Origin of the sequence: Pseudomonas sp. YL2, from assembly GCF_023063025.1 — a bacterium.
Taxonomy (GTDB): domain Bacteria; phylum Pseudomonadota; class Gammaproteobacteria; order Pseudomonadales; family Pseudomonadaceae; genus Aquipseudomonas; species Aquipseudomonas putida_A.
Genome location: NZ_JAJSLU010000011.1, coordinates 208,823 through 222,672 on the forward strand (window position 1 = coordinate 208,823; position 13,850 = coordinate 222,672).

At 60.9% G+C, this 13,850-nt stretch carries 11 protein-coding genes; 2 read left to right on the plus strand and 9 right to left on the minus strand.

All coding sequences use genetic code 11. The features are described from left to right. Positions 1-94: 94 nt before the first annotated feature. The 9 genes from LVD08_RS17400 to LVD08_RS17440 form a co-directional block, all read right to left on the minus strand. The gene (locus LVD08_RS17400; RefSeq protein ID WP_247268758.1) at positions 95-1,453 is read right to left on the minus strand and encodes an 8-oxoguanine deaminase; all 1,359 of its coding nucleotides are present in this window, start codon (positions 1,451-1,453) and stop codon (positions 95-97) included. 259 nt (positions 1,454-1,712) lie between these two features. Then, a complete protein-coding gene (locus tag LVD08_RS17405; protein WP_247268759.1) occupies positions 1,713-2,399 on the minus strand; it encodes an SDR family oxidoreductase in 687 nt (228 codons plus the stop codon). A 247-nt stretch (positions 2,400-2,646) separates the two neighbouring features. Beyond that, positions 2,647-3,573, minus strand: a complete 927-nt coding sequence (locus LVD08_RS17410) for an ABC transporter permease (RefSeq protein WP_003221385.1) — start codon at positions 3,571-3,573, stop codon at positions 2,647-2,649. Next, positions 3,573-4,679, minus strand: coding sequence for an ABC transporter permease (locus LVD08_RS17415; protein ID WP_247268760.1), 1,107 nt, complete (start codon positions 4,677-4,679; stop codon positions 3,573-3,575). Before LVD08_RS17415 ends, LVD08_RS17410 begins: the two co-directional genes overlap by 1 nt. Positions 4,680-4,693: 14 nt before the next feature. Next, the gene (locus tag LVD08_RS17420; RefSeq protein ID WP_247268761.1) at positions 4,694-6,241 is read right to left on the minus strand and encodes an ABC transporter ATP-binding protein; all 1,548 of its coding nucleotides are present in this window, start codon (positions 6,239-6,241) and stop codon (positions 4,694-4,696) included. A 606-nt stretch (positions 6,242-6,847) separates the two neighbouring features. Continuing rightward, complete coding sequence (locus LVD08_RS17425; RefSeq protein ID WP_096794857.1) at positions 6,848-7,429, minus strand: IMPACT family protein; 582 nt, start codon at positions 7,427-7,429, stop codon at positions 6,848-6,850. Between the two features lie 7 nt (positions 7,430-7,436). Then, a complete protein-coding gene (locus tag LVD08_RS17430; protein WP_027613646.1) occupies positions 7,437-8,087 on the minus strand; it encodes a TetR/AcrR family transcriptional regulator in 651 nt (216 codons plus the stop codon). A gap of 87 nt (positions 8,088-8,174) precedes the next feature. Continuing rightward, a complete protein-coding gene (locus LVD08_RS17435; protein WP_103369674.1) occupies positions 8,175-9,563 on the minus strand; it encodes a uracil-xanthine permease family protein in 1,389 nt (462 codons plus the stop codon). A gap of 122 nt (positions 9,564-9,685) precedes the next feature. Continuing rightward, positions 9,686-10,606, minus strand: coding sequence for a LysR family transcriptional regulator (locus tag LVD08_RS17440; protein ID WP_007968115.1), 921 nt, complete (start codon positions 10,604-10,606; stop codon positions 9,686-9,688). 138 nt (positions 10,607-10,744) lie between these two features. On the opposite strand from LVD08_RS17440, the gene LVD08_RS17445 reads away from it, so the two are divergent. Both LVD08_RS17445 and LVD08_RS17450 read left to right on the plus strand, forming a co-directional pair. Next, positions 10,745-12,094: an aspartate aminotransferase family protein gene (locus tag LVD08_RS17445; RefSeq protein ID WP_247268762.1), complete on the plus strand. Its 1,350-nt coding sequence runs from the start codon at positions 10,745-10,747 to the stop codon at positions 12,092-12,094. 76 nt (positions 12,095-12,170) lie between these two features. Then, a complete protein-coding gene (locus LVD08_RS17450) occupies positions 12,171-13,664 on the plus strand; it encodes a CoA-acylating methylmalonate-semialdehyde dehydrogenase (protein WP_027613649.1) in 1,494 nt (497 codons plus the stop codon). Positions 13,665-13,850: the final 186 nt, after the last annotated feature.

Consider the following 13,850-nt stretch of genomic DNA (forward strand, 5'->3'; position numbering starts at 1 on the left):
GCTTGCTCGCGAAGGCGGTGTATCAGGCAGCTTGAAACTGCATGACACACCGCCTTCGCGAGCAAGCCCGCTCCCACAGGGTTTAGTGTTGGGTTCAGGTGCCGGCGATCAACTGCCGAGCCGCCTGGCTGTGATCGGCGATCAGGCCTTTGAGATCAAGCCCCTCAACCTGACCGTCCACCACACGCCACTTGCCGCCAATCATCACCCGATCCGCACGATCGGCACCGCACAACAGCAGCGCCGAAATCGGATCATGGCTGCCCGAGAAACGCAGCTCATCGAGCTTGAACAACGCCAGATCCGCCTGCTTGCCCACCGCCAGTTCACCAATGTCGGTACGTCCCAACAGGCTCGCCGAGCCTTTGGTCGCCCAGCCGAGCACGCGTTCCGGGGTGATCTTCTCCGCGCCGTAACGCAGGCGCTGGATGTACAACGCCTGACGCGCTTCGAGAATCATGTTCGACGCGTCGTTGGAGGCCGAACCGTCCACGCCCAGACCGAACAACGCACCGGCATCGGTCAGATCGATGCTCGGGCAGATGCCGGAGGCCAGACGCATGTTCGAACTCGGGCAATGGCAGATACCGGTGCCGGCCTGGCCGAGGCGAGTGATTTCATCCGGGTTGAAGTGGATGCCATGGGCCAGCCAGGTGCGCGGGCCGAGCCAGCCAACGCTGTCCAGATAATCCACGGTGCGCAGGCCGAAACGCTGCAGGCAGAAATCCTCTTCGTCGAGGGTTTCCGCCAAGTGCGTGTGCAGACGCACGTCGAGTTTATTCGCCAGTTCGGCGCTGGCCGACATGATTTCCGGGGTCACCGAAAAGGGCGAGCAAGGCGCCAGAGCGATCTGGATTTGTGCACCATCGCCGCGCTCGTGGTACTCGTGAATCAGGCGCTGACTGTCGTCGAGAATCACCTGACCTTCCTGCACCGTCTGTTGCGGCGGCAGGCCGCCGTCCTTCTCGCCGAGGCTCATCGAACCGCGTGTGAGCATGGCGCGCATGCCCAGTTCACGCACGGTGTCGACTTGCACGTCGATGGCGTTTTCCAGACCGTCCGGGAACAGGTAATGGTGGTCGGCGGCGGTGGTGCAACCCGACAGCAGCAGTTCAGCCAAAGCCACTTTCGTCGCGAGGGCGAGTTTTTCCGGGGTCAGCCTTGCCCACACCGGGTACAGGGTTTTCAGCCACGGGAACAGCGGCTGATTGACCACCGGCGCCCAGGCGCGAGTCAGGGTTTGATAGAAGTGGTGATGGGTGTTGATCAGGCCCGGCAGGATCACATGCTCGCGGGCATCGAACACTTCGTTGCACGGCGCGGACGGTTGCTGACCGGCCGCCAGCACTTCGACGATCACGCCGCCTTGCAGCACCAGACCGCCACGGGCATTGAGCGCGTTGGCCGTGAAAATGGCGAGGGGATTTTTTAACCAGGTACGGGTCGCAGGCATTGTGGCCGGCTCCTCTGAAAGTGGGGTTCAGGGTTGCCAGCTCAGTGTTGCCCTGTCTGCTGATCCAGGGTCGCCGCGTTGGACGAGGTGCGGAGTTTCAAACAAATCACGGCCGCGGGCAAGCCCAATCCGACAGGACACCACCATCCCCTTGTAGGAGTGAGCCTGCTCGCGATAGCGGTCTTTCATTCAATATCATCGGTGACGGACACACTGCGATCGCGAGCAGGCTCACTCCTACAGGGAAGATCTGTGGTGCTTACCAGGGAATGGTTTCACCCTTGTAGTTGATGAAGTGATGCCCGCCTTTGCCGGTATACGCATTCACCTGATCAATCAGCCCACGAGTGCTGGTCTCTACATCCAGGTCGGCACCTTCACCGCCCATGTCCGTCTTCACCCAGCCCGGGTGCAGCGACAGTACGGTGAGTTTCTGCTCGCCCAGTTGCGTGACGAAACTGTTGGTCATCGAGTTCAGCGCGGCCTTGCTCGCCTTGTACAGCGCCAGCTCCGGGGCGTCGGGGACGGTGACGCTGCCCAGACCGGAACTCATGAACGCCAGCACGCCGCTGCCGTCACGGATCTGCCCGACGAAGCGCTGCGCCAGGTTGATCGGCGCCACGGCGTTGGTGAAAAACAGTTGGCCGACTTCGGCCAGTGTCGCGCCGCCCGGGGTTTGCACTTCCGGACCTTTGACCCCGGCGTTGACGAACAACAGGTCGAAGGTCTCGCCCTTGAGCTGCTGGCTCAGGGCGATCACCGCTTGCTGGTCGTCCATGTCGAGTTTCTCGATCCGCACCTTGCCCAGCGCTTGCAGCGCCTCGGCCTTTTGCGGATTGCGCACGGTGGCGGTCACTTGCCAGCCTTCGGCCAACAGGGTTTTCACCAACCCGAGGCCCAAGCCACGGGAGGCGCCGATGATCAGTGCGTTTTTTGCCTGGGACATGACTCGGTTCCTTGAAGATTACGGTTCACGGATTCAATGGACACGCCTGACCCAGCCGTAGTTGCAACACTCGTCGCAACACATCGAGCCGGGTCTCAAAAGAGCTGTTGATCCCGAAGCATACTCCAGGCTCTAGCGTGGTTGCTTCTCGAATTCGCAGGCCGCTCAGCGGTGTTCGCAAATCTGTACACAACACGGACACTGTGGGAGCTGGCTTGCCAGCGATGAGGCCAGTGACATCACCGCCCTAATGCCCGGCCTGCCACGGCTGCCCCAACGACACCGGCGCATACAACCGAGTCCGCACCGCATCGCGCGACAACAGCACCAACACCACAATCGTCGCCACATACGGCAGCATCGCCAGCAGACTCGACGGAATCGCCAGCCCCAAGCCCTGCGCCACCAGATGCAGGATGCTGGCGAGGCCAAACAGATAAGCCCCGAGCAACAAGCGCCACACCCGCCAACTGGCAAACACCACCAGCGCCAGGGCAATCCAGCCGCGTCCGGCGGTCATGTTCTCGGCCCACATCGGCGTGTACGCCAGCGACAGATACGCCCCGGCCAAACCGGCCATCGCCCCGCCGAACAGCACCGCCAGCGTGCGCACGGTCAGCACCGGCAGGCCCATCGCACTGGCCGCGTCCGGGTTCTCACCAACGGCCTGAATGATCAGCCCGACACGGCTTTTGATGATCACCCAAGCCACCAGCGCAAACAGCGCGAACGACAGGTACACCAGCAAGTCCTGAGCAAACAGCATGCGCCCGATCAGCGGAATCTCACTCAAGTACGGAATCGCCAACGGCTCGAATCCGGCCAACGGCTTGCCGACCCACGCCGCGCCGACAAAGGTCGACAGGCCCACACCGAAGATCGTCAGCGCCAGCCCGGTCGCCACCTGATTGGCGTTGAACACCAGCGCCACCAGGGCAAACAGCGATGACAAGAGCATCCCCGCGAGCATCGCCAGCAACACGCCGAGCCACAGGTTGCCGCTGTTGAGGGCGACGATAAAACCGATCACCGCGCCAAACAGCATCATTCCTTCCTGCCCGAGGTTGAGCACGCCGCTCTTCTCGCAGATCAACTCACCCAGCGCCACCAACAACAGCGGCGTGCCGCAGCGCACCATGGCGTAGAAAATATTGCTCAGCAGATCGATATCCATCACAGCGCTCCGGCGGTTACGGCGGTGGTCGACGCGCGCCGTGTCCAGCGCAGTTTCAGACGTGGCCGATAGAGAATCAGCACGTCGCAGGCCAGCAGGAAAAACAGCATCATTCCCTGAAACAGTTGGGTGATGGCTTGCGACAGGTTCAGGGTCATCTGCGCGCTCTCGCCGCCGATGTACAGCAGCGCCATCAGCAGGCTTGAGAACAGAATCCCGATCGGGTTCAACCGCCCGAGAAACGCCACGGTGATTGCTGCATAGCCATAGCCCGGCGAGACTTGCGGCACCAATTGCCCGATCGGCCCGGTCACTTCGCAAACCCCGGCCAGCCCGGCCAAACCACCGCTGATCAACAGCGCGAGCCAGATCAGACGTTTTTCGCGAAAGCCGACGAACCCCGCCGCACGTTTATCCAGACCGAGCACTTTGATCTGGAAACCGACAAAGCTTTTCTGCAGCAACACCCACACCGCAACCAGTGCGAGCAGGGCGAAATACACCCCGGCGTGCACCCGGCCATCCTCCATCAGCAGCGGCAGGCGGCTGGCGTCGCCGAACATCGCCGACTCGGGAAAGTTGTAGCCGGCCTGATCCTTCAGCGGCCCGTGCACGCAGAACAGCAACAGGTTCAGCGCGATGTAATTGAGCATGATGCTGGTGAGGATTTCGTTGGCGTTGAAGCGCGTGCGCAGCCATGCCGTCAGCCCGGCCCAAGCGGCCCCGGCGAAGGTCCCGGTGAGCAGAATCAGCACCAGTGCCCAACGGCTTTGCAGGTCGATGATGTTCACCGCCAAGGCACTGCCGGCGAGTGCACCGAGGAGCAACTGACCTTCGGCGCCGATGTTCCAGATCCGCGCTTGATAAGCCACCGCCAAGCCTAATGCGCAGAGCAGAATCGGCAGCGCCTTGACCAGCAGTTCGGAGACGCCATACACATCGCTGACCGGAGCGATCAACAGCGTGTGCAAGGTTTGCAGCGGCTCATGTCCCAGAGCGATGAACAGCAGCGAGCCGCAACCGAGGGTCAGCAGCGCCGCCAGCAATGGCGAGCACCACAGCATCAGGCGCGATTGCTGGCCACGGGGTTCGAGGGAAAGCAGCATGTTGGGAAACTCCGTCAGGCCGTGGCCGATGAATGCGGGTGGTTGATGTGCCCGGCCATCCAGCCACCGACATCGCTCAGCAGGGTGTCGGTGGTGTTCTGCAGCGGCGACAGACGCCCCGCGCACAGGGCGCCGAGGCGGTCGCTGATCTGGAACAGTTCGTCGAGGTCTTCGGAGATCACCAGGATCGCCGCGCCGGCATCGCGCAGGGCAATCAGCGCGCGGTGAATGGTCGCCGCCGCGCCCACGTCGACGCCCCAGGTCGGGTGCGCGGCGATCAGCAGTTTCGGTTGCTGGAGGATTTCCCGGCCGAGAATGAATTTCTGCAGATTGCCGCCGGACAGGCTGCGCGCGGTCGCGTGAGTGCCCGGGGTTTTCACCCCGAAGCGCTGAATGATCTGTTGGGCGAGGGCTTCGACTTTATTGCGCTCGATCAAACCGTTGCTCACCAGCCCCTGTTGAAAGGCCGTGAGCAAGGCGTTGTCGGCAAGGCTCAGTTCCGGCACCGCACCGTGGCCCAGGCGTTCTGCCGGGACGAACGCCAGACCGAGTTGGCGCCGCGCATCCGGACGCAAATCGGCGACCGCTTGCCCGGCGAAACGAATCGTTGTCGCGCCGTCGCGGGGCAGGGTTTGTTCACCGCTGAGCAGGGCGAGCAACTCATCCTGGCCATTGCCCGCGACCCCGGCGATGCCGACGATTTCGCCGCCGCGCACTTGCAGGTTGATGTCGCTCAACGAGCAGCCGAAGGGATCGGGGTTGTGCCAGCTCAAGCCGTTGACCTGTAGAAAGTCCGTACCGCCACTGACTTTCGGGTATTCGCCGATCAACGCCGCCGCTTCGCCGACCATCATCTGCGCCAATTGCTGATCCGAGCATTCGGCCGGCAGGCAATGCCCGGCGACCCGCCCGCCGCGCAAGACCGTGGCGCTATGGCACAGCGCGCGCACTTCCGCGAGCTTGTGGCTGATAAACAGAATGCTGCAGCCCTCGGCGGCGAGGCGGCGCAGGGTGTTGAACAGTTCGTCGGCCTCTTGCGGCGTCAGCACCGACGTCGGCTCGTCGAGGATCAGCAGGCGAATGTCCTGCATCAGGCAACGAATGATCTCCACCCGTTGCCGCTCGCCAATCGACAGGCTGTGGACAAGTCGCTCCGGCTCCAGCGCCATGCCGTAGCGGCGCGACACTTCGCGAATTTTCGGCTCAAGCTGTTTCGGCGTACCGGCCTCGGCGCCCATTGCCAGAGCGATGTTCTGCGCGACGCTGAGGGTTTCGAACAGCGAGAAATGCTGGAACACCATGCCGATGCCCAACTGCCGGGCCTGCGCCGGGTTGCGAATATTTACTCGCTGACCCTGCCAGAGCATTTCCCCCGTATCGGCCTGGGTCACGCCGTAGATGATCTTCATCAAGGTACTTTTGCCCGCGCCGTTCTCACCGAGCAGCGCGTGGATTTCCCCGGGCGCGATGCACAGGTCGATGGCGTCATTGGCCAGACAACCGGGGTAGCGTTTGCTGATCTGGCGCAGTTGCAGGCGCGGCGTTGAATCTGGGCTTGGCATGACAGGCTCGACTGACTTGGAGATGTGCCTGTGGATAAAGCAATTTCCTGGCCATTGAGTCAGGAACGCCCGCCGTAACTGTTGCCGCGTGCCGGCGGCAGAGCGTCGCGCTGAAAAACGCAGCAGGAGCGGGCACCAATTCAGCGCAAAGCTGTTGATCCGGCTCCACTTTTGCACCGTGACGAACTGGTTAAAAAACGAGCAGCCGGGTCGAAGCTATACAGAACCTGCGACTGCGCCAGCCATGAACGGCTTATCCACAGGTTGTTCCACAGTATTTGTGCGCAATTGGAAATCCTCGGCATAAGCGCTGCGGTGCTATCTCCCAATGGTGATAAAAAGCGCTAACTATCTGTTTTTACGTGGGATTTATCTTTTTTCATGCGCAGTGGACGAAAAGTGAGCAAATCGCGCAAAGCCACGTGACAGAAGGGTTACAGCCATATGTGCTCAGGTTATCCACAGTCGGGTGCACAGCAGATGTGGGCAAGTTGCTGGAATATAGAAATCCGTCGATGCCCTAAAAGATCGCAGCCTTCGGCAGCTCCTACAGGGAAACGCAAAGTCCTGTGCAGGAGCTGACGAAGGCTGCGATCTTTTGCTCTTCTAACGCTGCAGCACTATCCGCCCACGGCTGAGATCCGCCAGCTGCGTTTGCAACAACTCGATCTGCGCCTCACCCACCGCCAACTGCAACTCAACACCATTGGCGGTGAAGTTTTCTTCGACGACCAACCCACCCAGGTCCGCCACCCGCAGCTTCACCAACGCCAACTCGGCAAAGCCGCAGGCACAACTGAGCGGCACACGGCTGATCAACTCGACTTTTGCCGCCGCTTGCAGGCACTTGTTCGCGCCGCCGCCATAGGCTCGGGCCAAACCGCCGGTGCCCAGTTGAATGCCGCCATACCAGCGGATCACCAGCACCGCGACCTGATCGCAATCCTGCGCTTCGATGGCCGCCAGAATCGGCCGTCCGGCGGTGCCGCCGGGTTCGCCGTCGTCGTTGCTGCGGTATTGCGCACCGAGTTTCCACGCCCAGCAGTTGTGCGAGGCATTCAAGTCGCTGTGTTGTTCGAAGAACGCCTGCGCGTCTGCGGGGCTGCCGATCGGCGCGGCGAAGGTGATGAAGCGGCTTTTGCGAATCTCTTCGCGGTACTCGCAAAAACCGCTGAGGGTGAAAGGCATAAACGTCTTAAATAGTCGGGGTGAGGCCGCAGCCTTTGAGAATGATGCGGATCAGGTTGTTGCCGGCGTCTTCCATGTCCTGCTTGGTCAGCTTGCTGCGACCGCTGACGCGGCAGATCTGCGTGGCGAAATCGGCGTAATGCTGGGTGCTGCCCCACAGCAGGAAAATCAGGTGCACCGGATCCACCGGGTCCATCTTGCCGGCATCGATCCAGGCCTGGAACACGGCTGCGCGGCCCTGGAACCAGGCGCGGTAATCCTGGTTGAAATACTCGGTCAGGCATTCGCCACCGCTGATCACTTCCATCGCAAAGATCCGCGAGGCTTGCGGTTGGCGGCGGGAGAATTCCATCTTGGCGCGAATGTAGCGGGTCAGCGCTTCGGCCGGATCATCCTCGGCGGTCAGGGTGTTGAAGGTGCTGTCCCACAGCTCGATGATGTTGCTCAGCACCGCCACGTACAACCCAAGCTTGTTGGTGAAGTAGTAATGCAGGTTCGCCTTGGGCAACCCGGCATTCTGCGCGATGGTGTTCATGCTGGTGCCTTTGTAACCGTGACGGGCGAACTCGTCTTCGGCGGCTTTGAGGATGGTCTCTTCGTTCTTCTGACGAATGCGGCTGGCGGGTTTGCCGCCGTGAGCAGGGACTTCAAAGGTCATAGGCACTTCCGGTTTGTCTGTGGGTGCAACCAGTTGCGTTGATAACGCACCCACAGGCATCCGACAAGTCCTGATGCAATAAAACCGTTACGCCTGTTCGATCTTGTTCAGCGCTGCGGCGGATTCGACGCGGGTGGTTTTCGCCTCCGGCAGCAACAGGCAGAGGATGATCGCGGTCAGGCCACCGCTGGTGATCGCCGAATCGAACAGGTTTTGCACCAGTTTCGGCAACAGATGCAGAAGGTTCGGTTGCGCGGCAATGCCCAGGCCTACGCCGAGCGAGGTGGCGATGATCAGCATGCTGCGTCGGTCCAGCGGCGACTGCGCGAGAATCCGAACACCGGCTGCCGCCACGCTGCCGAACATCACCAGGGTGGCGCCGCCGAGCACCGGTTTGGGGATCTGCTGCAGCACCGCGCCGATCATGGGGAACAGGCCAAGACAAAACAGAATCGCGCCGATGTACAGCCCGACGTAGCGGCTGGCCACGCCGGTCAACTGGATCACGCCGTTGTTCTGCGCAAACGTGGTGTTGGGGAAGGCGCTGAAGGTGGCGGCGATCATGCAGCTCACGCCGTCACCGAGCACGCCGCCGCGCAGTCGGCTTATATAGGAGGGGCCGCTGATCGGCTGGCGGGCAAGCATGCAATTGGCGGTGAGGTCGCCGACGGTTTCGATGGTGCTGATCAGATAAATCAGCGCGACCGGCAGGAAAGCTGTCCAGTCAAAGCTGAAACCGAACTTGAACGGTGCAGGAAGACTGACCAGCGGCAAGTCAGGCAATGCCTGCGGAACCAGTTTCCCGCTGAACCACGCGGCCAGACTGCCAAGCAGCAGTCCGATAATGATGGCCGACAGCCGCACCCACGGCGTGTTCGAGCGATTGAGCAGGATGATCGTCAGCAACACGAACACCCCCAGTGCCAAATTGCCCGGCGCCCCGAAGTCCGGGGCATTGAAACCGCCGCCCAGATCGGTGATGCCGACCTTGATCAGACTGACGCCGATCAGGGTGATGACAATCCCGGTCACCAGCGGCGTGACGACCCGGCGTAATTGACCGATGAAACGGCTGAGGACGATCTGCACCACGGCGCCGAAAAAGCATACGCCGAAGATCATCGCCAGAATGTCCTCCGGGCTGCCGCCACGCTGCTTGACCAGAAACCCGGCCGACAGCACCGCGCCGAGAAAGGCGAAACTGGTGCCCTGCAAACAGATCATCCCGGCGCCGATGCCGAACGGCCGTCGCGCCTGAATAAAGGTGCCGACCCCGGAAACCATCAGCGCCATGCTGATCAGGTACGGCAAGTGTGCGGTCAGGCCGAGGGTCGAGCCGATCACCAGCGGCGGGGTGATGATGCCAACGAAACTGGCGAGCACGTGTTGCAGGGCGGCGAGGATCGCGGCGGGTGGTTTTGGGCGGTCGTCGAGGCCGTAGATCAGGTCGCTGGACGGTTCAGAATCTGGCTGCATGGCTTAAGGCTTCTTGTTGAAGGATCGGGGTTGATCCTGCTTTGCAAAAAGCTGTCCACTTGCTCAGGTTATTCAGTGATTTTGTGGTTGAAAACCTTATCTGTCGGGCCTTGCAGGATTTTTCAACGCGTCGCCGCCAGACTCTCCAGAAAACTTTCCAGCACCAAATGAGGGCGCCGCCCCTTGCGCGTGACCGATGCCAGACTCAAATCATAAAAACGTGTCGTCGATTTCAGCGCACGCAAGCGACCTTGCTGCACCCACAGGCTGGCGTAGTGATCCGGCAGATAGCCGATATAGCGCCCGGTCAAAATCAGAAACGCCATGCCCTCACGGTCAGACGCACTGGCGGTGCAGTTGAGTGCCTGGTAATGCGCCTGAATCTCCGCCGGCAAACGAAAGGTCGGGGCAATCGCGTCCTGACTATTAAGACGTTCGTCATCCAGTTGCTTGTCATCGACATAAAACAGCGGATGACCCACCGCGCAATAAAGCAGCGAGCGCTCGCTGTACAACGGCTGATATTCCAGCCCCGACAGTGCGCTGGCCTGCGGCACCACGCCGACATGCAGGCGACCGTCGAGCACGCCTTGTTCGACTTCGTTGGGAGCGATCATGCGGATCTGGATCTGCACGTCCGGCCCGCGTTCCTTCAACTGTGCGAGGGCGTGGGTGATGCGCATGTGGGGCAGGGTGACGAGGTTGTCGGTCAGGCCGATGATCAACTCGCCACGCAGGTGTTGGTGCAGGCCGTTGACCTCGGTGCGGAAACTTTCCAGCGCACTTAACAGTTGCAGCGCTGACTGATAAACCTCGCGGCCCTCTTCGGTCAGCGAGAACCCGGCGCGGCCGCGCTGGCACAAACGCAGGCCGAGGCGCTGTTCGAGATCGCTCATCTGCTGGCTGATCGCCGAGCGACCGATGCCAAGCACGGTTTCCGCCGCCGAGAAGCCGCCGCACTCCACCACGCTGCGGAAAATCCGCAGCAGGCGAATATCAAAATCACTGACCTGGGCCAGCGGATCGGGGCGGCGACTGCTCATGCTGTTGTTCTCATCGTTTAGCAGGCTTCTAACTGAAGGTTAGAAAAGTTGGATTTCACCGACTTTATCCGCGTGGCAATTTAGCTGCAACAACGCTTTTTATCTCCCTGATGCTTATGCCCTGCGAGGTTTTGCCCGATGAACATGCCTGAAAACGCGCCGTCGCCACTGGCCAGCCAACTGAAGCTGGACGCGCACTGGATGCCGTACACCGCCAACCGCAACTTCCAGCGCGATCCGCGTCTGATCGTGGGTGCCGAAGGCAGTTGGCTGTTCGATGACAAGGGCCGCAAGATCTACGATTCGCTGTCCGGTCTGTGGACCTGCGGCGCCGGGCACATCCGTAAAGAAATTCAGGAAGCGGTATCCAAACAACTGGGCACCCTCGATTACTCGCCAGGCTTCCAGTACGGCCATCCGCTGTCGTTCCAGCTCGCCGAGAAAATCACTGACCTGACCCCGGGCAACCTGAACCACGTGTTCTTCACCGACTCGGGCTCCGAGTGCGCCGACACTGCGGTGAAGATGGTTCGTGCCTACTGGCGTCTGAAAGGTCAGTCAACCAAGACCAAAATGATCGGCCGTGCCCGTGGCTACCACGGTGTGAACATCGCCGGCACCAGCCTTGGCGGCGTCAACGGCAACCGTAAACTGTTCGGTCAGGCGATGATGGACGTCGATCACCTGCCGCACACGCTGCTGGCCAGCAACGCATTCTCCCGTGGCATGCCGGAGCAGGGCGGTATCGCCCTGGCCGATGAGCTGCTGAAGTTGATCGAACTGCACGACGCTTCGAACATCGCGGCAGTCTTCGTTGAACCGATGGCCGGTTCCGCTGGCGTACTGGTTCCGCCTCAGGGTTACCTGAAGCGTCTGCGCGAGATCTGCGATCAGCACAACATCCTGCTGGTATTCGACGAAGTGATTACTGGTTTCGGCCGCACCGGCTCGATGTTCGGCGCCGAGAGCTTTGGCGTGACCCCGGACCTGATGTGCATCGCCAAGCAAGTCACCAACGGCGCGATTCCGATGGGCGCAGTGATTGCCAGCTCCGAGATCTACCAGACCTTCATGAATCAGCCGACTCCGGAATACGCGGTGGAATTCCCCCACGGCTACACCTACTCGGCCCACCCGGTGGCGTGCGCCGCTGGCCTGGCGGCACTCGACCTGCTGCAAAAGGAAAACCTGGTGCAGAGCGTGGCCGAAGTCGCGCCGCATTTCGAAAATGCCCTGCACGGCCTGAAAGGTTCGAAGAACGTCATCGATATCCGTAACTACGGCCTGGCCGGTGCGATCCAGATTGCGGCCCGTGACGGCGACGCCATCGTGCGTCCATTCGAAGCCGGCATGGCCCTATGGAAAGCCGGGTTCTACGTACGCTTCGGCGGCGACACCCTGCAGTTCGGCCCAACTTTCAACAGCAAGCCACAAGACCTCGATCGTCTGTTCGACGCGGTTGGCGAAGTGCTGAACAAGCTCGACTGATTTTTCCCTCTATATATACCTGCGAATAACAGGCGCCCCATGTGGGCGTCTGTACACAAGAATTCAGGAGTTTTCGATGAGCGTTATCCCGCATTTGATCAATGGCGAACTGGTGACCGAGAACGGTCGCGCGGTTGATGTGTTCAACCCGTCCACCGGTCAGGCGATCCACAAGCTGCCGCTGGCCACCCGCGAAACCATTCAACACGCGATCGACGCCGCCAAGGCTGCGTTCCCGGCATGGCGCAACACTCCTCCGGCCAAGCGTGCCCAGGTGATGTTCCGCTTCAAGCAACTGCTGGAGCAGAACGAAGCACGCATCTCGCAATTGATCAGCGAAGAACACGGCAAGACCCTCGAAGACGCCGCCGGTGAACTGAAGCGCGGTATCGAGAACGTCGAGTTCGCCTGCGCCGCCCCGGAAATCCTCAAGGGCGAATACAGCCGCAACGTCGGCCCTAACATTGACGCCTGGTCGGACTTCCAGCCACTGGGCGTGGTTGCTGGCATCACGCCATTCAACTTCCCGGCGATGGTCCCACTGTGGATGTACCCGCTGGCGATCGTCTGCGGGAACTGCTTTATCCTCAAACCGTCCGAGCGTGACCCAAGCTCGACGCTGCTGATCGCTCAACTGCTGATCGAAGCCGGTCTGCCGAAAGGCGTGCTGAGCGTGGTGCATGGCGACAAGACTGCAGTGGACGCGCTGATTGAAGCGCCGGAAGTCAAAGCGCTGAGCTTTGTTGGTTCGACGCCGATTGCCGAATACATCTACGCCGAAGGTACCAAGCGCGGCAAACGCGTTCAGGCACTGGGCGGCGCGAAGAACCATGCGGTGCTGATGCCGGATGCGGATCTGGACAACGCAGTCAGCGCGCTGATGGGCGCGGCCTATGGTTCTTGCGGTGAGCGCTGCATGGCGATTTCGGTCGCAGTGTGTGTCGGCGATCAGGTAGCGGATGCGCTGGTGGCGAAACTGGTCCCTCAGATCAAGGCGCTGAAAATCGGTGCCGGCACTTCGTGCGGTCTGGACATGGGGCCACTGGTGACCGGTCAGGCGCGGGACAAGGTCAGTGGTTATGTCGATGACGGTGTGGCAGCGGGCGCGACCTTGGTCGTCGATGGTCGCGGCTTGAGCATTCCGGGTAACGAAGAGGGCTTCTTCCTCGGCGGCTGCCTGTTCGACAACGTTACCCCTGAAATGCGCATCTATAAGGAAGAGATCTTCGGGCCGGTGTTGTGCGTGGTTCGGGTCAACAGCCTGGAAGAGGCGATGAAGCTGATCAACGATCACGAATACGGCAACGGCACCTGCATCTTCACTCGTGATGGTGAAGCGGCGCGTCTGTTCTGCGACGAAATTGAAGTCGGCATGGTCGGCGTCAACGTACCGCTGCCGGTTCCTGTGGCTTACCACAGCTTCGGCGGCTGGAAGCGCTCGCTGTTCGGCGACCTGCATGCCTATGGCCCGGATGGTGTGCGCTTCTATACCCGTCGCAAAGCCATTACCCAGCGCTGGCCGCAGCGTGCGAGCCATGAGGCTTCGCAGTTTGCTTTCCCTAGCTTGTAAGTAGCAGGTCATGACGAAGGCCGACCTCTAGAGGTCGGCCTTCGTGTTTTCGTGATTTTTTTGGCCGATATGACAGAAATGTGAAAAAAAGCGGGTGACGGCAGATTCTGGGGGTCTATAATTCGCCCCACTTCCGGCGCAGTCGGAACGGGAAACTCCTTGAGATTCAACGAGGTACGCAGGTTT